Source organism: Agrobacterium sp. GW821-FHT14E08, assembly GCF_058803865.1.
Genome location: NZ_JBXAPJ010000003.1, coordinates 643,606 through 665,370, shown reverse-complemented (window position 1 = coordinate 665,370; position 21,765 = coordinate 643,606). Strand labels below are relative to the sequence as shown.

16 protein-coding genes are annotated in these 21,765 nt (G+C 59.8%); 4 read left to right on the top strand and 12 right to left on the bottom strand.

The window, feature by feature from the left end:
* Window positions 1-3: 3 nt before the first annotated feature.
* Window positions 4-738 carry an SDR family NAD(P)-dependent oxidoreductase gene (locus tag AC1ROR_RS15745; protein WP_035220888.1) on the bottom strand — a complete coding sequence of 245 codons (735 nt, stop codon included), beginning with the start codon at window positions 736-738 and terminating at the stop codon, window positions 4-6.
* A gap of 234 nt (window positions 739-972) precedes the next feature.
* Between AC1ROR_RS15745 and AC1ROR_RS15740 the strand changes: the two genes are divergently transcribed.
* Entirely contained in the window at window positions 973-2,619 is a 1,647-nt protein-coding gene (locus AC1ROR_RS15740) for a GNAT family N-acetyltransferase (RefSeq protein ID WP_498589964.1), read from the top strand.
* Window positions 2,620-2,679: 60 nt separating this feature from the next.
* Window positions 2,680-3,834 carry an amidohydrolase gene (locus AC1ROR_RS15735; RefSeq protein WP_498589963.1) on the top strand — a complete coding sequence of 385 codons (1,155 nt, stop codon included), beginning with the start codon at window positions 2,680-2,682 and terminating at the stop codon, window positions 3,832-3,834.
* 27 nt (window positions 3,835-3,861) lie between these two features.
* On the opposite strand, the gene AC1ROR_RS15730 is transcribed toward AC1ROR_RS15735, so the two are convergent.
* The 5 genes from AC1ROR_RS15730 to bcsN form a co-directional block, all read right to left on the bottom strand.
* A complete protein-coding gene (locus tag AC1ROR_RS15730; protein WP_498589962.1) occupies window positions 3,862-6,216 on the bottom strand; it encodes a cellulose synthase in 2,355 nt (784 codons plus the stop codon).
* Complete coding sequence (locus AC1ROR_RS15725; protein WP_498589961.1) at window positions 6,207-7,262, bottom strand: family 8 glycosyl hydrolase; 1,056 nt, start codon at window positions 7,260-7,262, stop codon at window positions 6,207-6,209. The genes AC1ROR_RS15730 and AC1ROR_RS15725 overlap by 10 nt, the downstream gene beginning before the upstream one ends.
* A complete protein-coding gene (locus AC1ROR_RS15720; protein WP_498589960.1) occupies window positions 7,259-9,742 on the bottom strand; it encodes a cellulose biosynthesis cyclic di-GMP-binding regulatory protein BcsB in 2,484 nt (827 codons plus the stop codon). The genes AC1ROR_RS15725 and AC1ROR_RS15720 overlap by 4 nt, the downstream gene beginning before the upstream one ends.
* Window positions 9,739-11,928, bottom strand: coding sequence for a UDP-forming cellulose synthase catalytic subunit (gene bcsA, locus AC1ROR_RS15715; protein ID WP_498589959.1), 2,190 nt, complete (start codon window positions 11,926-11,928; stop codon window positions 9,739-9,741). The genes AC1ROR_RS15720 and bcsA overlap by 4 nt, the downstream gene beginning before the upstream one ends.
* 82 nt (window positions 11,929-12,010) lie before the next feature.
* A complete protein-coding gene (bcsN, locus tag AC1ROR_RS15710) occupies window positions 12,011-12,910 on the bottom strand; it encodes a cellulose biosynthesis protein BcsN (protein ID WP_498589958.1) in 900 nt (299 codons plus the stop codon).
* 433 nt (window positions 12,911-13,343) lie between these two features.
* Between bcsN and AC1ROR_RS15705 the strand changes: the two genes are divergently transcribed.
* The gene (locus AC1ROR_RS15705; protein WP_498589957.1) at window positions 13,344-14,528 is read left to right on the top strand and encodes an AGE family epimerase/isomerase; all 1,185 of its coding nucleotides are present in this window, start codon (window positions 13,344-13,346) and stop codon (window positions 14,526-14,528) included.
* A 52-nt stretch (window positions 14,529-14,580) separates the two neighbouring features.
* Here the strand turns inward: AC1ROR_RS15705 and AC1ROR_RS15700 are convergent, their stop codons facing one another.
* The 5 genes from AC1ROR_RS15700 to AC1ROR_RS15680 are packed head-to-tail and all read right to left on the bottom strand — an operon-like array spanning window position 14,581 to window position 20,007.
* The gene (locus AC1ROR_RS15700) at window positions 14,581-15,543 is read right to left on the bottom strand and encodes a glycoside hydrolase family 26 protein (RefSeq protein WP_498589956.1); all 963 of its coding nucleotides are present in this window, start codon (window positions 15,541-15,543) and stop codon (window positions 14,581-14,583) included.
* A gap of 12 nt (window positions 15,544-15,555) precedes the next feature.
* The gene (locus tag AC1ROR_RS15695) at window positions 15,556-16,059 is read right to left on the bottom strand and encodes a DUF995 domain-containing protein (RefSeq protein WP_080837458.1); all 504 of its coding nucleotides are present in this window, start codon (window positions 16,057-16,059) and stop codon (window positions 15,556-15,558) included.
* 15 nt (window positions 16,060-16,074) lie between these two features.
* Complete coding sequence (locus AC1ROR_RS15690; protein ID WP_498589955.1) at window positions 16,075-18,003, bottom strand: glycosyltransferase family 2 protein; 1,929 nt, start codon at window positions 18,001-18,003, stop codon at window positions 16,075-16,077.
* The gene (gene galE, locus AC1ROR_RS15685; RefSeq protein WP_498589954.1) at window positions 18,000-18,983 is read right to left on the bottom strand and encodes a UDP-glucose 4-epimerase GalE; all 984 of its coding nucleotides are present in this window, start codon (window positions 18,981-18,983) and stop codon (window positions 18,000-18,002) included. Before galE ends, AC1ROR_RS15690 begins: the two co-directional genes overlap by 4 nt.
* A 1-nt stretch (window position 18,984) precedes the next feature.
* Entirely contained in the window at window positions 18,985-20,007 is a 1,023-nt protein-coding gene (locus AC1ROR_RS15680) for a UDP-glucuronic acid decarboxylase family protein (protein ID WP_035220920.1), read from the bottom strand.
* Window positions 20,008-20,404: 397 nt separating this feature from the next.
* Between AC1ROR_RS15680 and AC1ROR_RS15675 the strand changes: the two genes are divergently transcribed.
* Window positions 20,405-20,758, top strand: coding sequence for a hypothetical protein (locus tag AC1ROR_RS15675; protein WP_498589953.1), 354 nt, complete (start codon window positions 20,405-20,407; stop codon window positions 20,756-20,758).
* Between the two features lie 55 nt (window positions 20,759-20,813).
* Here the strand turns inward: AC1ROR_RS15675 and AC1ROR_RS15670 are convergent, their stop codons facing one another.
* Window positions 20,814-21,584, bottom strand: coding sequence for a helix-turn-helix transcriptional regulator (locus AC1ROR_RS15670; RefSeq protein ID WP_142170550.1), 771 nt, complete (start codon window positions 21,582-21,584; stop codon window positions 20,814-20,816).
* Between the last annotated feature and the right edge of the window lie 181 nt (window positions 21,585-21,765).

The window sequence follows — 21,765 nt, the reverse complement described above, 5'->3', positions numbered from 1 at the left end:
GCGTCAGACGTGCTGGCCGCCATTGATGTGAATTTCCGCGCCGTTGATATAGCTCGACTGCTCCGAGCAGAGAAAATGGATGGTCTGCGCCACCTCGGCCGTGGTGCCGAGCCGTCCGAGCGGCACCTGCGCCTCCACCAGTTCGGCGGTTCCCGGAGAAAGGATCGCGGTGTTGATTTCGCCGGGTGCGATGGCGTTGGCGCGCACGCCACGCGGGCCGAATTCATGCGCCAGCTCCCGCGTCAAGGCCGCGAGCGCCGCCTTCGATGTCGCATAGGCCACGCCGGCAAAAGGGTGCACCCGCGAGCCGACGATGGATGTGACGTTGACGATACAACCCTTCGCCGCCTCCAGTTCCGGCAGAAGCGCGCGGGCAAGCAGCGCCGTCGAGACAAGATTGACGTTGAGCACCCGTGTCCAGATGTCGGCCGTGGTATCGGCAACGCCAAGACGGCTTCCGCCTTCGCCCTTTGGCGAGATGCCCGCATTGTTGACGAGAGCGGCAAGCTTTCCCTCCGGCAGGCGCGAGCGCACTTCATCTGCCAGTTGGTCGATGCGGGAGAGGTCCTCGAGATCGGCCTGGATATGGCTCTCCCGCGCCGAAGGCCAGCGGCACTCCTCCGAAAAGGGTTGCCGCGATACGGTAAGGATTCTCCAGCCTTTTTCCTGAAACAATTTGACGGTGGCATGCCCTATTCCGCGGCTGGCGCCGGTCAGAAGCATATAAGGAACAGCCATATGAGAACTCCTGTGCCATGCGGACCGTTGAGCCGGGCGTGCATTCAGCCCGCATGTTAGAGAGTTACAATCGACGAACAAGGGCTTTTTTGTCGCGGCAGAACGTTGGAAGACGAGCGACGGGCTAATCCCATTTGATGCAGGCCTTTCACCCGAAGGGAATATTTGAAGCCAGCCATTTGCCCATAAAATGAAACCTCCCGAATGTGTGATCAGTATTGGGAGGGGGCAAGAATGCGTATCGACATCATCGACACGGACGCCGGCTTCGAGGCGATCCGGCCAAACTGGGAAGCGGTGTTCATGGCCGATCCCCATTCCCGGCATTTCCTGTCCTGGGGCTGGCTGCGGGATTACATGCCGCGCCGTAAACGATGGTTCATCCTGGCGCTCAGGGAACGCCCGGAAGGATCGCCCTATGTCGCATTTTTTCCGCTGCGCATCGTCACCGAACCGGACAAGAAAACCGGACGCTTCCACGACAGCATCGTCATGGCCGGCAATGCGGCGGCGGATTACACCGGCTTCATCACCCTGCCGGAATATGAAAATCAAGCGGTTGCCGGTTTCTGTTCCTATATTCGGCAACAGAACTGGACCGAACTCAAACTGGACTATCTCTCCGGTCCACCGGAGCGGCGCGACGCGATGATCCGCGCGCTTCAGGGGCCGCTTGTCATGTTCCGAGACAACATGCCGACCAACCCCTACAACATCAACAATTGCATCTGCCCGGTCGTGGCCCTTCCAGACACGTTTGACGGCTATCTCGACAGCCACATGAGCAGCCAGACCCGTCAAAAGCTGCGTCGTTTCATGAGGAAGGTGGAGGGCGGCGACGAATATCGCATCACCTTCGCAACGCGGGATACGATCAAGCGGGACATGGACATCCTGTTTGATTTCTGGCGTATCCGCTGGGCGCCGCACAAGGGCAAGGAACGCACGGAACTGCTGATCGGCGCAACGCGGCAGATGCTGATGGATGTCTATATTCGCGGCGATCTGGAAGTGCCGGTCCTCTGGTTCGGCGACCAGCCGCTCGGGGCGCTGGCCAACATCATCGACCGACAGAAAATGTCGGTTCTGTTCTACATCACCGGTCGCGACGAGAACTGGAAGACCCCCTCACCCGGGCTGGTGCTGCACGGGCACTGCATCCGCAGGGCGATCGAGCAGGGTTTCAAGACCTATGATTTCCTGCGCGGCAACGAGCCATATAAATATTTCTTCGGACCGGAGGAGCACAGGCTAAGCTGCACGCTTTTCCGCACCCGCTCCGGCGATAACCTCGGTGGCACGCTCCACCCGCGCAGCATACGCTTCGTCTATCAGGAGGGCCTCAAGCTTTACAAGATGGGCAAGAAGGCGGCCGCCAATATCGCCTTTTCCCAGGTGCTGGCGGCAGCGCCCGATCATATCGGCGCGCAATTCGGACTGGCCAACCTGACATTTGACCGCGGCGACTTCCGGGAAGCGGAAATCGCATTCCTCGGGCTTCTCGGCAGCGGTCAGGACCCTGTTCTTTTGTGGATGCGCATCGGCGAAACGCGGCTCGCGCAACAGCAATATAATGAGGCTTCCGAGGCCTTCCGTCAGGTGACCAATCGCGCCCCCTTCCATCGCGAGGCGCTCTATAAATGCGCCGTCGCCCTCATCGCCGCCGAAAGGACGGTGGAAGGCGCGGAAATCCTCGACAGGCTGCAACACTACCATTCGGATGACGCGACACATCTGGAATATGCGCAAAAGGCGCGCGCAGCCCTTGCCCGGCTGGATCTGCCGAAAGCGAAGGCTACAATCCCTGCCGATGTCATCACGCTTGCCGCCAAACCGAAAACGACGGGCAAGCGCTGGCACCCGCCAAAGGTTTTGCATTGAACGGAATGATCTGTAAGTTGCGGCAGGCAAAACCGGCCGGACGACTTGCAAGGATTTTATATGTTTCTGACCAACAGGGATATGCTCGACCTCATCGAGCTGCGTCATGATCTGCACCGTCATCCGGAAATTTCCGGCGAGGAGAAGGAAACGGCGCGGCGCATCCGCGATTTCCTTGCGAAGGCAAAACCGGACCGGATTCTTGCCGATCTCGGCGGCCACGGCATGGCAGCGGTCTATGACAGCGGAAAAAGCGGTCCGGCGATCCTCATCCGCTCGGAACTCGACGCGCTGCCCGTTCACGAAAAAAGCGAGGCCGAATACCGCTCAGGCACCGATGGCAAGGGCCATCTTTGCGGCCATGACGGCCATTCAACCATTCTGACAGCGCTGGCGCTCGGCCTTTCCAGAAAACGCCCTGAGACCGGCAGCGTCATCCTGCTTTACCAGCCGGCGGAAGAAACCGGTGCGGGGGCGGCGGCTGTTATCGCCGATCCGCGATTTGGCGCGATAAAGCCGGATTATTCTTTCTCGTTGCACAATCTTCCCGGCCTGCCATTCGGGCATGTCAGCGTGGTGGAAGGGCCGGTCAACTGCGCCTCGCGCGGCATCAAGATCCGTCTTTCCGGCAAGACCGCGCACGCCTCCTCCCCGGAGCACGGCGTCTCGCCGATGCGGGCAATATCAGAACTGATGCCGGCTTTGACCGATCTCGGTTTCGGTTTCCCGCCGCAGCCCGATTTTTCGATGGTGACGATCACCCACGCCGCCATGGGCGAGGCCGCCTTCGGCATTTCCCCGGCTGATGCGGAAATCTGGGCGACGCTCAGGACGCTGACCGACGACCGAATGGAAAAGCTTTGCGCGGACGCGGAATTGCTGGCGAAGAAGATCGCGGATGAACAGCAACTGACCCTCGACATCAGCTATGACGATATTTTCCTGCATTGCGAGAATGCACCGGAAGCCGTCGCCCATATCCTGCAGGCGCTGGTGGAGGAGAAAGTTTCAAGCAGCTCGGAAGGTCTGCCCATGCGGGCTTCGGAGGATTTCGGCCGCTTCCGCGCCGTCTCGTCATCGGCAATGTTTTTCTTGGGCGCTGGCAGGGACTATCCTAACCTGCACAATCCCGACTATGACTTTCCGGACGGGCTGATCGATATCGGCGCACGCATCTTCATGCGCATCATTCGCAATCTCACCGACGCGGGATAAGCAGCGGCCACTCTTTAGCCGCCGCCGTCAGCCGCCGCCCTGCGGCCCATTGCTGGGTCTGGCGGCGCGGACCGCAGCCAGTCCCCTGATGCCTTCCTTATCGCCGATGGACGTCAGGCTTTCGAAAATCTGCGCAGCGTCGGCATAGCGGCGCATGGCAAGGTAGGAATATCCGCGCAGCACCATCAAATCGGTTCGTTCATCGGCAAGCCGCGCCCGTTGATCGAGCAGGAGAAGCGTTTCCGCATAACGTTTCGACTGGAAGGCTGAAACCGCCCTGTCGGCCAGGATCGAGACCTGCAATTCCGTCGCCCGTGGACGCTCCATCTGGGATTTCGTCGCCGAAACGGCAGCATGGTCCGTCAGCCCCATGCGCAGATAGGCAAGGCTCTGACCATAGGCCGCATCGCTTTTCACTGTGGACTGACCGCTTGCAATGGCGGATTCGAAGGCCTTCAGGGCCTCTGCCGGACGGTTCGTTTCCATCAGGCACCAGCCGAGATCAAGCGCCTGCTGCGCCGGCAGGCGCTGCGGATCGGGATAGACGGCGCAGGAACGTGGGCGCGAGGCGGCACTGCTCGTCCTTTGCGTCTGCGACGGCAGGCGCGCCTGCTTGCGCGAGGGTTCCGGGGCTGGCTGCTGGACTACAGGCGGCTGGCTGTAAGCCACCACCGTCTCTGCTGCCTGAGGCGTATAGGGCGCGGACGTTGTTGCCTGAGACGCGGCGGTGGCAGGCGGCGCGGTAGCGGGTGCAATCGGCTGCATGGATTGGTCCACCATGCGTGCCGTTCCGACATCGGCAATGCGTTGTGACCGGCTTGCCCATTGCTGCTGGATGCCGCGCAGCCCGGCGAGATTGCGCAGATCGTGATAGCTGACCGCCATGCCATAGGCCGAAGGCTCATCATCCGCTTTCCAGCCAAGCGCCGTGCCGAACCATTGCAACGCAAGCTGCGTTTGCCGGAAGGCAAGCGAATACCAGCCGAATTGCTGCGCGGTCGCGGCATCCTTGCGGGTCATCGTTTCCGCTGCGATGCGCTGCAACACGTCCGGCGGCAACACGACAGGCGGCTCAAGCGCCAGAAGATTGGCGGTCGCGGCAAGATAGGTCGCAAGCGCATCATCGGATGCATTACGCCATTTATACATGACGTCTTCGGCCTCACGCGGCTCGTTGCGGTCAATCAGCGCAAGCGCCAGCCCCTGCGAGGCCGATGCGCCGTCTTCCTCTTCACGTGCCTTGCGGAACCACTTTTCCGCCTCCGTCATGTTCTTCTGACGGATATTGTACCAGCCGAGCAACAGGGCATCGCTTGCAAGCTTGTCTGTCTCCGCAAGCCTTTCGAGCCGCATCAGGTAAGCGGAGGGAACGGAAATGCCCTCTTTCTCCCCCGCCTTTGCCACGAACTGGCGGGCGAGATCATTCTTGACCGGCTCGAATTCCAGCTGACCGTCCACACCGGGTTTTTCCTTGGCCAGCAACTCGTCCATCATCTGCGATGGCAGAAGCGCTGATGCCTTCTGCACCGTGGCGAGCCGGTCGCTTGGCACCGTGCAATTGCTGAGAATGTAAAGATAGGCGTCCCGCGCCCGTCCCATCCGGTCGGTATTGGCAAAAGCATCGGCAACACGCCACAGCACATCCACCTCGCTGCAGGTGAGCAGGCCGGGATTGTTGGCGGCCGCGTCCACAACCGTCGCATATTGCTTGAGATCGGAAGCGTTGACGAGGCGCTGGCGGGCTTCGGCAAGCGAAAGCATGCCCGTCAGATTGTCGGGCGGTTGCCAGCCGGGCTCCGTCTGCTGCCGGTCGGCAATCGCTTTCCGTACTTCGGCATAACGGCCGTCGGTATAAAGCTGCCACATGGCATCAAGCTGCGGATCGCCGTTCTCAGGAATGGCGAGCGGATCGGCAGGCGGCGTCCAGTTGGGATAAAGCGTGCGAAGGCGGGCAATTTCAGCCTGAAGGCGCTGGGTATCGCCCTTAGCCGCGAAATAGCGCAGCGCACTGAGATCGACATCAGGCATATCGGGTGCTGCCGGCTGGGTCGCTCGCGGTGCCGGCACCTGCGCCGTTTGTGGCTGCGATGTCTGTCCGCGGGTCTCAGTCTGCACCATCGGCTGCGGGTCAGTCGCGGGCACCGTGACCGGTGGCGTCGCAGGCTGCGTTACCTGCGCCATTTCGCGGTTCTGGAGGAAAGCATTGATCTGCGCAGGATTGGCCGTCGCCGGCGATATGCGCGGCACCGCACGATTGTCACCGACCGCCGAAGTATGCACATCCGACACCCGCCCGAGAATGCTGTCACGCCAGTGGAAGGCGGCAAGCGCAATCAGAAGCAGGATGAGAGCCGAGGTCGACAGAGGCTTGTTCATCGGCATTCCCCGTTATTCCTTGCCAGAAACGACAATGCCAGAAGATGCAATGTAGAAGGATAATAAAGCGTTGGCTGGAAGCTCTTCAGTTCAGCGGGAACGCTCGCGCCGCCCGCCGCACAGGCTGCCAGCGCCGGAATGATGCGATAACCGGGATCTGACAGCACGTCCTTGACCGTGCCGTTCTTGAGATCGAAGGTCCCGGCTGCACCGCTTTCCAGTGTCATGCCGCCTTTCAACCGGGCAAGCAGTTCCGGCGAGCCCATTTTTGCCCTCGAAAGATAAAGTGGTATCCGCACCGCATTATAGCCGAACTCTGCCGGAAAACCCGAGGCCGGCTGCGGTTTGGTCTTCACCGACACCCAGTCAGCCGGCAGTTTTTTATCGCTGAAGGCGAATGCGCCAATCTGCGCCGCCCCATCATCGGCAAGGGCCTTCCAGAGCGGCGATGGCGCGACGAGATTAAGGACCGGAAAGGCCTCGAAGATCAGATAGGAGGGATTGACCACCGGCCCGTCATCCCGATCATTCTCACCAAAACCGCTGGCGGCCGGCAAAAGCAACGTCCTACCGCTGCGCTGCACGACGGTCTTCTTCAGGATGGCGGATGCAATGGCTGCCGAGGCCTCGGCATAGTCCTGCCGGTTCCATTGTCCGGCGGCCAGCGCCAGCGCGTAAGCGATCAGAATGTCGCCATCCGTGGCGTTGTTGATATCAGTCACATGCGGTCTGGTACGGGGATCCCATTTCCACGCCGAAAGCCCGTCATCGCGCACGAGCAGTTCGGTGCGGGTGAAACTCCAGATCAGCTCGAAATCGGCAAGATTATCGGAAAGAACAGCAAGCCACATGCCATAGCCCTGCCCTTCGCTGTGGCTGATATTGCCGTTGCCTGTGTCGATGATACGCCCGCCGGGATCAAGGAACACGCCTTTATAGGCCGCCCATGCCTCTGGCGAGACCGATGCGGCGCGGCTGCCGGAGATGTTTGCGGTGAGCGCCATCAGCGAAAGACAAAAAATGCCGACAAATCTCAAAACCCCTGATGTCATCGATGTCGCCCCATCAAACGCAGCATCACGAAGGTGGCGAGGCCCAGAAGCGACACGAAACCGATAAACGCCAGCGAATAGGAAAGCACGTTGGAGGACAGCCAGTTTGCGGCAATCAGCCTCCAGTTGGAGAGAGAGAAATCCCGTGTCGTATAAAAATACGGCCTCTCAACCTCCACCGTCTCGATCTTTTCGGCCGTGGCGTCGTAAGCGGCGACCCGTCCGGTAACGTCTCGCCAATGGTTTTCCCGCACCATCGCCGTCATGCCGTCCCGAAGCTCCGCCGACGTTGGCGCCGTGGCAAGTGTCCAGACCCCTTCACCGGAAGGGCTGAGGCCCTGTGCCATCATGAAGGAGACATTTCCGGGCGGTGCATAAGGCTGCTCTGGTGCAGGCAGGAAACGCAGCGTATCCGAACTGAGGTCGAAATTCCGCTTCATCCACTCCTCCAGGGAGGAGACCTGTCCCTCCCAGACGCCGCCATCCACCCGCTCGCGCCAGTCGTTGAAGAGGGTATCGCTGTTTTGGGCGGGCGGCTGAACGCCGGTCCCGATCTTCCAGGATATCTGGCTGGAAGGAACGAGATTGAACTGGCTGATCAGCGCCTGCGGAATTTGAGAAATCGTTCCGACGAACAGGGCGTCGCGATCACCGATCACCAGCGGCGAGGCGACGGTTTCGACATTGATCGGATGCCCGGACACACTTGCAAGCCGGCTGATGAGCGTCGCGGCCGCCGACATCGTATCGGTATCGAAACGATCGAGCGACAGGGCGACAGGGCCTCCGGCCGCCCTGTAGGGCTGCCCGGCACCCGCCATCGCCGCCAGATCCGGCTTGCGGCCGATCCGCGCGAAATCCGGCACCTGGATTTCCGAAGTATCGAACAGCGCAAAGCGCGGGGTCGCGCTGGCCGGTGCGCCGGGCGCACAGGCCTGATCCTGCGCAGTCATCAAAACGGCCTCGATGGTCACCTTGTTCGGACCCGGCTTGAAATGCCGCATCGTCACCTTGATGGGCAAATGCCGGAAAATACCGCCGCCATTGTTGGAAATCGGCACCGTCGAGGCGATCTCGTCATTGACGTAGATGTCGATATGGCTGCCGGGCAATACCTGCGACGAATAAGCGGCATCGAGCAGCAGGGACGCCTCGCCATAGGCAGAGGCATAAAAATCGGCAGGCATGCCGATGTAGAACTCGTTGCGGAAACGCCGTCCGCTAAATTCAGCGCTCTCTATACCCAGCTCGGAAAGAGCGATGCGGCGGTCCGACATGATGAGCGGGACATCCGGCGCGTGCCAGCTGCGGGTCGAAAAGGTCGTTCTCTGCGCACCGGGCGTGCGCGAAATGGACGAAAACAGCGTTTCTATCGCCGCCTGCACCGCCTGCGTGGTCGGGCCGCTGACGAAGAGCGGAGAGAGGCCACCCGGCGCGGCACTGCCGAAACCGGCAAAGGTGCCCGCCGATGCCTCGGGCGGCAGTGCGCTGGAAAGGCCCTCAATCTCACGCGCGGTGCCGACGAGGACCACCAGCGTTCCAGCCCTTGGTTCGGTGGACGGCGCAGAAACGAAACGGATCGTCTGGTTCGGCATCTGGGTTCTGAGCGCCAGAGCCTGCGAGAGCCGCAGGAGCGAATCCGCAAATGCCGGATTGCCAAGCCCCGGCGCGACGATCTCGATTGAGGTTGCCGCCTTGCCATCCGGCCCGGTTGCCTGAATATCGTCTATATTGGCAAAGTTGCCGGCGACATCGGCATTGAAGGCGATATAGGTGCTCGCCGGATCGACATCGGTCCACAGATCGTAGGTGGACTGGATTGTGCAATCGGTCCTGTGGCGCTGCTGCACGCCAAGCGTCACGACATTCGCCCCAACCTGCAAGACGCCGGGCGGAATTTTGAGCGAAACATTGCCTTCGCTGTCGGGCGCTTCGATACGCGCGGCATCGAGTGAAACATTGTTCAGGCTGACCTGAAAATTCGAACTTTCAGGTGCGACCACAATGGCGTTCTGATAACCGATATTCAGCGCAACGGCGGCATTCACCTGCTCCGGAGTGAGGTAGATACTCCATTGCCGCCTGTCTATCTCACCGGAAAGGCTGAGCTTTTCGTAGGGCAATATATAACGGCGGCGGCTGTCGGCGGCCAATGACGACGCCTGGGCCGGTGCAGGCCTTGCACTTTCCTGACGCGCAGGGACCGTGACGGGAGGCAAAGGTGCCGGGGGAACGGCAGCCGGGCGCTGTGGCGGTTGCGCTTGTGACGGCTGAACCTGCGGCGGCGGCGGGATCTGAGCCGGAGCTTGCTGGCGAGGTGCTGACGGAGGTATGGCGGGCGGCGGCACGGGTGCCGGCGTGGTCTGGGACGGCCTTTCGGGCGACATGTCGAAAGGTGAGGACTGCGCCACAGCACCGGTTGCAGCGGCTCCCCACATCAGCACTGCCAGCGAACTCCTGATCGTTTTGCGGCCGGTCATTTCGCGGCTCCGACAGGTTTGACGGTTTTGGAGGCTGGCCGGAGTGCCTTGGCCAGATAAAAAAGGCCGCGCTGCGTCTGGAAGAGTGAAATCGCCAGGAAGATCGCCGTGCCGCGAATAAGGCCGGGGTTCTTGCGGCGCACGCGCTGGAACTCGCTCCACTGTTCGGAATTGGCAAAGATGAGGTCGGCGATCAGGCGATGATCGACGGCGCGCTGCGGCGAGAAAGTGCAGCCGATTGAAACGAACCCTTCGCCGCGAACTGTCCGGACGACATTGATGGGCATGGTTTCCGGTACGCCCTCGCTATGGGGTTTGACCTTCACGATCGCTGTCGTGTTCTTTTCGATTGCGGTAGAATTGTCGAACAGATTGATCAGCAGGCCATGCACCGAGACGTTCTCGATGGAAGCCGGCACCCATGCCTCGCTACCCTCAAGCTTGACCTCACAGCGCCGCTTGACGGTGATGCGGCGCGACGCCGATTTGTCGCCGCGCTCCGAGACGACGCCGAGCGCACAGCCTGCAAAGATGAGGTTGAGCAGGTTCCAGCCGCCGACGACAAGCGTGACATCCGCCTTGTAGGGCTCGCTGTAGATGCGCCAGGCGGCAAAGGCCATGGCCACGACCAGAAGCGCAAAAATGACGAAGAACGGGCGGCTGATTTCCGAAAGCCGTGCCTCTGCGATGGATTCGTCCTTTGCCGTCACCTTGAAGGTCGGCTTGCCCGGATTGAAGATCACCGAAACGACGGCGGGCAGAAGGTGAACCGTCTGGACATATTCGTAAAGTTCCGAAATCCACGGCCAGCGGAAGCTGCCATAGAGATAGTTCTGCATCATCAGGTTCACGAGCATATAGGCGGCGGTATAGGCAAGGAACTCGCCACCCGAGGCAACGAAAATCTGAAGATCGAAGAACAGGTAGAACAACGGCGCGAACAGAAAGATCGTGCGCGGAAACGGGAACAGCCAGAACAGCGTCGATGACATGTAGCAGAGACGTTGTGTGAAGGAGAGGCCGCGCCGGAAGAGCGGCTGGCGGAAAATCAGAATCTGCATCATGCCCTGCGCCCAACGGCTGCGCTGGCCGATGAAGCTTGCAAAAGTGGCCGGTTGCAGCCCGGCGATCAGCGGCTTGTCGACATAGATGCTGTTCCAGCCGCGCGAATGCAGCGCCAGCGCCGTTTCGCAATCCTCGGTGATGCTGACACCGCTGAAGCCTTCGGTATCCTGCAGCGCCTCACGCCGCAGCAAGGCGGCGGAACCGCAGAAGAATGCGCCGTTCCACTTGTCGAGGCCGCGCTGGATGATGCCGTAGAACATCTCGTTTTCGCTCGGCATCGTCTCGAAGGTGCGCAGATTGCGCTCGATGGGATCGGGATTGACGAAGAAATGCGGTGTCTGGACGAGAAAGAGCCGAGGGTCCTCTTCGAAATAACCCACCGTTTCCAGCAGGAAATCACGGGCGGGTGCATGGTCGGCATCGAACACCGTCACCAGCTCCCCGGTCGAGTGGGCGAGACCGTTATTGAGGTTTCCGGCCTTGGCGTGGACATTGCGCTCACGCGTCAGATAACGCACGTCGAGATCCTCGCAGAGCTTCTTCAGCTCCTCGTGGCGGCGCTGCGCGGCCTGCGCCTCGACAATATTGCTGGCATTGCGCTTCTGCACCGAACCGCCATCGTCCAGCAGCCATACGGTGAACCTGTCGGCCGGATAATCCATGTTCTTGGCCGCCGCCAGCGTATTGGCCAGAAGCTCCGCATCCTCGTTGTAACTCGGAACGAAAACATCGACCGTTGGCCTATAATCGGGCGAGCCGGGCCGGGTCTTGCGCGAAGGCAGCGGCATCGAGACGATGACGAGGCTGAGCCCCAGCATCACGACACTGTACATTTCAGCGAGATAAAGCAGAAAGCCCGGAATGAAGTTCTCGAGCTGGTTGACGGGCGGCAGGGTGCTGGTGGTGCGCCAGTAGACGTAACGCAGCACGATGGCCGTGCCGAAACCGAGCGCCACAAGACGCCAGGCCCCCTGCCCGTTGAAACTCTTGATCGTGGCAAGAAGGACAAGCGAGATCGCCGTGGCGACCAGATGCGTCTGCAGGCTGATCGGCATCGTGATGATGGCCAGAACGCAAAGCGACACAAGCAACCAGACAATGATCGTGATGGCCTTGTTCATCCCGAAATTTTCCGTTCTTTTCCCCACCCGGAATTCTTACCCGGATTTTTTGCAACGACCTCTTCTACCCTTGTTCCAGCGCCTATCTGCATCCCTGAGCCGCTCCCGAACCGGACAGACATGCTGGCGAGGGAATGGACACCTGCGGAACCTGCAAAGGCTGCCGGCTCTCCGCCTGCACACCTTCCGCGCGGCTGCCAGCCACGGCAGGCCGTGCGGGCTGGGCGGGGAAGCCGGCCGATGTTGGCGACGGAATGCTGACTGCCGCTACCGGCGGCAACGGCTGCGGCTCGGGCCGAACAGGCGCGACAGCTGCGGCGGCACGGCGCACAGGCGGTCTCGGCACACTCGCAGTCACTTCGCCCCCAGGCCGCATCGGCACGTCATCCGCCTTGACAGGATAGACCGGATGGCCCGGCCGGCCGAGGTTCTGGTCCACCGCCTGCGGCGTGCCGTAGGGGTTCCAGCTTTGCGAGGCATAGGTGCCGGTAATCGTGTAATTATACATGACGGCCAGAAGCCGTTCGACGCTCGCATTCGACTGGCAGAGCCGCAGTCGCACCTTGATACGGCCAAGGTTGCGGAAATCCTGCCGCATGCTTTCCGGCGAGCGTATGTCCTGCCAGCCATAAAGACAGGTGTCGCCGCCCCTGCCGCTACCGGCCGCATAGGAAAAGGCGCCGTAGCCGTTCTGCAGGTAATTGGCCGACATGGCGATGTTTTCGCCCGGAAACTCCGCGCGGATTTCACGCGCGACAGAGGCGGCCCTGAAACCGGTGAACGTCAGAGCGTCGCGATCGGTATCGCCCGCCTGCTGCGGACCGAAAAATTCCGCCTTGATATAGTTCTGTCCGGGCGTTGCCGCCTCGGAACGCAATATGACCTGCTGCGCCACGGCGTTCGAATAGGTACGGTTGATGACGGTAACGATTTCCGGACCGCCTGGCGGCGGGAAAACAAGCGCCTCGGACGGAGACAACATCTGCGCGCCTCCGAACGACCGAACGCCCGCAGGAGTATTGCAGCCCGCAAGAACCGCAACGGAGAACAGCAATGAAGTATAGGCAGAAAATCTCACTGCCCTGCGCCCCTTTGTTTCCCCAACGCCGCCCAGGTTAAAAGGAGACCGAATCACTAATGACCAGACCATTGTTACGAAATACGTGAGGACTACGAATAAGCAATCTCAAATTTCCGTTGTAATTTCTGAGACTTTATGGCTTTCGAATCACTGCGGATCCGATGTTGGCCATGCCCGACGGCGGAACCAATTGCCGCGGTATGGGTTGGCTCAACGTCAGGTCGATAATTTTTACGGTTGCAGTGCAATATGTCCCATGGTCTACTTGCCCTCATAATTACGTATTTTTATTGGTCTAATTTTTCATTCAACTGTAAAAACAGAGAGTTGACGCATGACTGTGCAATTTCCGAGCATCGCGCAGGCGCTTGCCGAAGAGATCGGAACATTACGGAAATGGCTGGATAAGGACGCCCTGCCCCTATGGTGGGAGGCGGGTTCCGCCCGACCCGACGGCGGTTTTTACGAGCGCCTCGGCCAGGATGCAAAACCGGTTTTTTCCGATGACCGCCGCGCCCGCGTCCAGCCGCGGCAGGCCTATTGTTTCGCCGCCGCCGGCCAGTACGGCTGGCAGGGACCCTGGAAGGAGGCGCTCTCGCATGGCCTCTCCTGGTTCGAAAAGGTCTATCGCCTCGATAACGGCCTTTACGGCAACCTCGCCGACCAGACCGGGAAGCTGATCGATCCATCCTTCGATCTCTACAATCAGGCTTTTGCGCTTTTCGCCGCCGCCCAGACGGCCGCAGCCCTTCCCGACCGCAAGGACGAGATGCGCGGCCGGGCGCTCGACATTCTCGCGATCCTCAAGCGCGACTACAAACATCCCGCCACCGGCTTCGAGGAGGCAAATCCGCCGCGCACGCCGCTCTGCTCCAATCCGCACATGCATCTGTTCGAGGCGATGCTCGCCTGGGAAGCGCAGGACCCGCAGGGTCCGTGGTCAGCGCTGGCCGATGAGATCGCCGATCTTGCGCTGACCCGCTTCATCGATGGCGGCAATGGCGGATTGCGGGAATTCTTCGGCCATGACTGGACGCCCTATGAGGGCGACAAGGGCCGCATCATGGAACCGGGTCACCAGTTTGAATGGGCGTGGCTTCTGGTGCGCTGGGGCAGCCTGCGCAATAATGAAGAGGCGATAGACAAGGCCAAGCGCCTTTTCGAGATCGGTGAGGACCATGGCATCTGCCCGCGCCGCAAGGTGGCGATCATGAGCCTCTATGATGATTTTTCGGTGCATGACGGGCTGGCGCGGCTGTGGCCGCAGACAGAATGGCTGAAGGCGGCGGTGCGCCTTGCCAGCGTCACATCAGGCGAGGAACGGCAGCGTTACCTCGCTTCGGGCCTCAGGGCCATCGGCGCGGTGCAACCCTTCCTCGACACACCGGTCAGGGGATTGTGGTTCGACAAATGGCCGGCCGACAGGCCAATGCTCGACGAGCCAGCGCCGGCCAGTACATTCTATCATATCGTCTGCGCCATCTATGAGGCGGAGGCGGTGCTGGCAATCAGCGGATAATGTCCGGGCGGGCCGAGCGGGCCGGGCGTCCGCTCGGTCCGCTCGGCCTCGGTTAAGCCTTTGCAGGGCGCACCACGCGCCAGTCGGGCTTGCCGAGATTGTGTGGCCAGTTGTGCACGTCCTTGTCGTTGAAATAGACGACCTCTTCCAGCCTGGGAAAATCCGCCTGCTTCAGCGTCACGTCGTTCATCCACGGGCGAACATAGGAATCGCCGCCTTCATAACCGAGTTCGGCGACCCAGATCGGCTTGTTGAAGGTTTCGACAAGCCCATAGCCTTTACGCAGCAGATCGGAGAACTTCTGCGGCCCGCCATATTCGATCTTGTCGTAATCCTCGAGACCGAAGACCGAAAGGCCGACCAGGTCGGCATAGCTGTCGCCGGGATAATAGGCCTTGAGACCATCGAGCCCCTTCGGAGACCACATGATCTTGACGCCGGGGACCGCCTTGCGGGTCATATCCACCATGCGCTTATAGGCTGTGATGTAGTCCTGCGGATTCCACCCCGACCATGAGAAGCGGCCGGACGTGTCTTCCATTTCCTGCCCCCAGCGCAGGATGAGCGGACTTTTCATGGCCGACATGCGTGCTGCAATCGCCTGCATGTTCTTGTCGTAGTCACCTCCCAGCACCTTGCGGCGCAACTCGTCGGAGGTGAGACGCCAGTTGACGTCCCAGGACCAGGGCTCAACCGTGATCATGACATTGCGCTTGCGTTCCAGGGCATAGGCGTCCGCGAGCGCAAGGCTGTCGAGATCCACGTCTTCCCAGGGCAGAAACAGATGTTCCGTCGCCACCCCGGTCTGGCCGGTGAAATCACCGTGCGGATCGTAAGCGCCGAAGCGGATGCCGTCCGCATGCAATGTCGGGCGTTTATCGGCAAGTGTCTTCATGCCCGTGGAACCCATGGGCGCTACCCCCTGGGCGTCCAGCTTGAATATGGGATACATGCTGGCTGAAGCAGCAACAGCGGCCCCACTTGCGAAAAGCAGTCTTCTTCTTGTTATTTGCATGACACTTTCCTCCTACCTCGTCGCGGTCATCGCCTTGTCGTAAGCGGCGATCTGCGGGGTGACATCGTCCTTGCGGACAAGTTTCAGGAATTCATCTCCGGGTCGCGGCGGGTTATGCCGGAACACGTACCAGGGGCCGCCCTGCTTGCGCTGGTAAAGCACCTTGCCGATGCGGCCATGGTCGAAGCAGGTATCGGCCTTGCCGCTTCCCGCAGTACTCTTCCATGTGGCGCGCATGCACAGCGTACCATTGGCATCCACGGTCCAGCGGCCATCGCCGACCGACTTCACGCCCTTTTCTTCCGTGGCGGCAACGAACTTGCGGCCATCGGCAATGAAGCGTCCGCCGCCCGTTTCCCATTTCCAGGTCTTGTCGAAGTACATGTCCACGACTTCGCTGGTTCTGAGCGGTTTCGGCGTCTTCGTGCCGCCTGCGGCGTGGACGGCACTGGGCGCGATCACCGCAAGGCAGAGTACGAAAGCGGAGAATCCGCATTTGCTTATTGTTGTTCTCATCACAGCCTCCTCCTTCTATTGTCCGACCCTATTGTCGGCCAGCATGATTTCTCCGGTTGCCATCACCGGCGGCGGCACCATGGGCTCCGCCTGGATGTTTCGATCTCCGGGCATTCCCGGCAGCACGATGCGCAGTTTCAGGCGCACCGATCTCGCTCCCTCCACGCCCGCACCGGCCACGGTGAACCGCGTTTCGGTGAAGCTGACATAGGGTTGTCCGTGCGACAGCGCCTCCAGCCCGCCAATTGCATGGGAGCTGAGTTCCGCGGCACTACCAGCCACGAGCAGCGCCGAACAGGCGGCGGCAGTCGCCGCGCCACGCAATGCCGGCAGCTTTGGCAAACCGTTTTCCATCGCGTGGCGGATAAGCAGAAACACCGAGAGGCCCGCATAAATTGCCACATTGATCGCAGCGAAAACGAAGAATCCTTCCGCTCCACTTTCCCGCGGCGCCAGCACCATCGCCAGAAGGCTTATCGCGGCCAAAACCATGTAAGGCGCGATTACCCGGAGTGGCAGCGGCGGTGTTGCCTGCGTGCCCTTCGGCGTAATGCGGAAGTCGACAAAGTCGCCACGGACCGTGTCGCGTATCGCCGCAAGCACCCCCATCAGCGACCACGGCCAGCGCAGGAACAGAAACACCATGGCTTCCCAGCTGAACAGCTTGGCATTGTGCGGGCGAAATGCCCCCGTGGCCCGCCAGAAAAAGGCAAAGACGATCATGATCAGCGAAATCGGCAGGAAATGCGCCAGAAACGCCGGATAGGAAGCGTTGACCAGTACATGCCCGCGCATCAGGGCGACGGCGGGAAGCACAAACATCAGCGCCATGAAGCCCGAAAACAGCGGATACCAGAGCTGCGAAAACAGGAACTGGAACTTCAGCCGCAGGGGCAGCTTCGGCACATAATGCCGCGAATATTGCAGCAGGATGGTCATCAGGCTGCGCGACCACTGGAACTCCTGCACGATGAGATCGGCAAAGGTCGACGGCCCGTCGCCATGCGCAATGGCGTTGACGGCATGAACGCCGCGCCAGCCACCGGCATTCATCAGAAGCGTAGTGGAATGGTCCTCGGCAAGCTCGGGTCCAAGCCCGCCCACCTCACGCAATGCTTTCGTGCGCACGGCGTAGTGCGAACCGATGCAAAGCGGCGCCCAACTATTGTTATATCCCAGCTGCAGCGCACCATGCAGGCTCGCCTCGGCATAAAGCCTGCCACGCGCTGCCCAGCTCTCACCGGCATTGGCATCGCAAATGCTTGGCGCCGAGACATAGCCCACCGCAGGATCGGCAAAGGGACGGATGATCTCGCTGAGATATTCCGGCTCCGGCACGTGGTCGGCGTCGAACTGGGCGACGAAATCATACCGCTCATAACCGTAATGATCGTAGAAATAAGCGAGATTACCTTCCTTGCAACGCGTGCGGCGCGGCCAGGTCTTGCGATGATAATCGGCCACACCTTTGCGCGTGGAAACGAAAACACCATGCGCACCGCACCATGTCAGCGTCTGCGTATCCGGGTCTTCATCCGCAAGCCATACGTCGAATTCCAGCCCCTTCTGCTCCAGCATCGCGAGCAGCGTTTTGCGCACAACGGCGAAGGGTTCCGACGGCGCCTTGGTGACGACCATCGCCACCCGCCCCTTCGGCAAAGCAGAGCGTCGATCGACAACCCTGGCGTTCAGGAAAATGAAAATGAAATAGGACGGCAAAAGGGTGATCCACGCGAGCGTCATGGTGACGACGGTGTAATAGGGCCAGTCGATGACCCGGTCCCTATCCAGCCACCAGATCCAGAAATAAGCGAGTGTCACCAGCCAGCCGCCAATACCCAGAAGATAGGCCATGCGGTTCCAGCCGGTAAAGACCGGCAGCATCCGCAATTCGCCTGTAGCGACGCGCGATGATGCGACAGATGGGATGGACCGCGTCTTCATGACAGCACCTCCAGCCCGAAGCCGGGCCCGGCCGTGCGGATGATGGTGTCAATATCCGAACGTTTCGGGGTAAAGCCAAGTGTTTCTTCCGCCCGTCTTATATCCGCAAACAGGGCTGGCGGATCACCGGCGCGCCTTGCGCCGAAATGCACCGGCACCTCCTGCCCCGTCACACGGTGGATCGCCCGGATGATATCGCCAACCGATGTACCGTGGCCGGAACCAAGATTGACACGCAGCGTCTCGCCGCCATCGGCCAGATAGTTGACGGCAGCGACATGGGCATCGGCCAGATCGCTGACATGGATGTAATCGCGAATGCAGGTGCCGTCGCTGGTGTCGTAATCCGCACCGAAGACATCGAGTTGCGGCAGTCGCGAAGCGGCCGCCATCAGGGCCCGCGGGATCAGATGGGTTTCCGGTTCATGGCGTTCACAGAGCTCGCCATCCGGGTCAGCGCCCGCCGCGTTGAAATAGCGCAATGCGACGAAACGCAGTCCGTAGGCTGCAGCATAGTCATCAAGCGCCATTTCGAAAATCAGCTTCGTGCGTCCGTAAGGATTGACGGGCACCTGTGCCGTTTCTTCGCGGATCGGCAATTGCAGCGGCACGCCATAGGTGGCGCAGCTGGAGGAAAATACCAGCCCGTCAATATTCTGCTCGAGGCAGGCATCCAGAAGCGCCAGACTGCCGCCGACATTGTTGCGATAATATTTGCGCGGATCTTCGACGGATTCGCCGACATAGGCATTGGCAGCGCAATGAATGACGAAGGATGGCGCGAACTCCTTGAGCGTGGCCTTCAGCAGACCACGGTCGAGAATGTCGCCCTCGATAAAGGGACCCCAGCGAACCGAATCCGCGTGACCCGTCGAGAGATTGTCGTATGCGATGGGCTTGAAGCCGGATTGAGCCAGCGCCTTGCAGATGTGGCTGCCTATGAACCCGGCCCCGCCCGTGACGAGGATTGTGCGGGGCATCTCATACGGCCTCCGCCACATATCTGCCGGACAGCAGCGCATCGAAATAGACGATGGTTTTTTCCAGTCCTATTTCGAGCGGTACACGTGGTTGCCATCTGAGTTGTTCCTTGGCCCGCGAAATATCGGGACGCCGCTGCTGCGGATCGTCGATCGCTGCAGGCAGATGGACGATCCGCGAGCTGGAATTCGTCATGCGGATGACGATATCAGCCAGTTGCCGCACCGGAATTTCCGTCGGGTTGCCGAGATTGATCGGCCCGATGCAGTCCTTCGGCTTTGCCGAGAAACGCAGGAAACCGTCGATGAGATCGTCGACATAGCAGAAGGAACGCGTCTGGCTGCCATCGCCATAAATGGTGATGTCGGTGCCTTTCAGTGCCTGTACGATGAAGTTGGAAACCACACGTCCATCATCCGGGCGCATGCGCGGCCCATAGGTGTTGAAGATGCGCCCGACCTTGATGTCGACGCCATAAAAGCGGTGATAATCGAAAAACAGCGTTTCAGCGCTGCGTTTTCCCTCATCGTAACAAGCTCGCGGCCCGATTGTATTTACATTGCCGAAATAGCTTTCCGGCTGCGGATTGACGAGCGGATCACCATAGACTTCCGATGTCGAGGACTGCACTACGGTTGCACCGCATCTGCGGGCGACCTCCAGCACGTTGACCGCACCAAGCACATTGGTGAGCAGGGTGCCGACGGGATCGCGCTGATAGTCCGGTGGTGAGGCCGGCGAGGCGAAGTTGAAGATCAGCGAAACGTCGATGTCATAGGGTTTGCGCACGTCGTGCTCAACCAGCAAAAACCGCTTATTGTCCCGTAAATGCTCGACATTCGCCGTCCGTCCGGTGGAAAGATCGTCGAGACAGATCACCTCGTGGCCGCAGGCCAGCAGGCGTTCGCAAAGGTGGGAACCAAGAAAACCAGCGCCGCCATTGACAAGAACGCGCTGGCCTGGCCGCCACTCGGAATAGATTGTGACGCCGTTATCATGCTCGTTGGGAACGAAATTACGCATTACACACTCCTCCCCATGAGGAATCAGCCCGGCTGATTCGACTTGAACTGGATCAAACTCCCGATTGTGCGGTATCTTGAATATCATCCTCCGGTTTTTATTTCTTCTGGAGGTTTTAATATTTCGATTCGATAGATTTCAACTTTTATGATAGGCGCGACGAAAAACAGGTCAACTTCATTTTATAGAAATATTACAATTGATTACCCGTTATTACTCAAATTAGTCCCTTGATTTAATACTTTTTAACTATGCCTCCATTATGCCTTTCTTATTGAGCATTAGCGCAAGCTTCGCTCAACCAGTCGGGACTATCCTGGTTTTGTAAGGCTCGGTCCACCGGGACAAAACCGCCCGGCGAGATGCGACAGACAGTCGATTTCAGGGGACATACACTATGAATGAAATGCCTTATTCCGATAGCGGCAAAGCAGCTCGCCGCTGTCACTTCGCACTTGTTGCCACAGCACTTGCGGCCTTCACCTTCGCCACTGCTTCCTGCTCCGTGGTCGAAGACGCCGTTCTCATCAAGACCGCATCTGCGAATACGGCCACGATGAAGACGCGCGTTGCTCCGGCCAAGGCTTCCTACGGTTACGACAAGGCAGGCAATGCGGCTGTTACGCTTGTTGCCGACGCATCGTCGTCCGAGACGCCGTCGATATCGCGGCCGTCCTACTCCGGTTCTTCCCCCTATATCTGCTCACCGAGCGGATTTGGTCAGAAGTCCCGCTGCTTCCTGAGGCCCTGAGCCTCGGCAGAAAACCTGATGATACTGGCGCCTGGCGATCTTCGCCGCCCGGCGTTCAGTTTCTCCAGCCGGAAAAGGCCGCGTCTTCGTCTTTATTAAAGAAGCGTGAGGCGGCTTCCGTGCGGTTACGCACATGCATCTTCTTGTAGATATTACGAACGTGTACCTTCACCGTGTTTTCCGACAGGTGAAGCCGGTCCGCGATGATCTTGTTCTGCGTTCCCTTGCAGAGAAGGTCGAGAATTTGCACTTCCCGCGTGGTCAGCGCCGACATTTCGCCCCTGCTGACAGCGAGGGCGTCAGCACGATTGGCGATTACGGCATTGTTTTGAACGTTTTTGCCGTTGACGGCCTGGGAATAGGGCGTGAGCTTGCCAAGAAGAGCGGCAGGAAAATGCTCCCCGCCTTTCATGAGCAGGTCGACGGCCGCCATAAAGACGTCAAGCCGGAGGTTAAGCGGCAATACGCCATCTATAATGCGCGTCCCCACCAGTTGCTTCAGTGACTCCTCGCACTTGTCGATGGTTTCGACGACCAGCGCGATAGCCGCGTCGGGGTGTTTTTCGCGAATGGTTGAAAGAACGCCGTGAAGCCGCTCCGACGATAGGCGGTATGGCAATACCAGCCGGACATTGGCGCCGTAATCATCGTCGATCGTCGCCGACGAAGCGACGCTGACCACTGCGAATGTGGGGAACTTTTTGCCCAACGCCTCCACGAGGCACTCGGAAAACAGGTCCGGATCCGCTATGATCAATAAAGTTCCATTTATAGGAGCAACGGCACCACTCTGTTTAGCCGCATAATCTGAAGTTCCCATGAACATTGACGCCTCCCTAAAGCGCTTACGCATTACATTCTTTTGGTTGTGTCGTCTGTGTCTGCCGAGGCCCCCCTGAAAACATAAGGGGCAATTCCCGCCTCAAGCCATGTCAACTATCATTAATTACCCGTTAATTAAGGAGGCTAATACGAAAAGCTGTGTAAATAAATGGCCCAAACGGGTT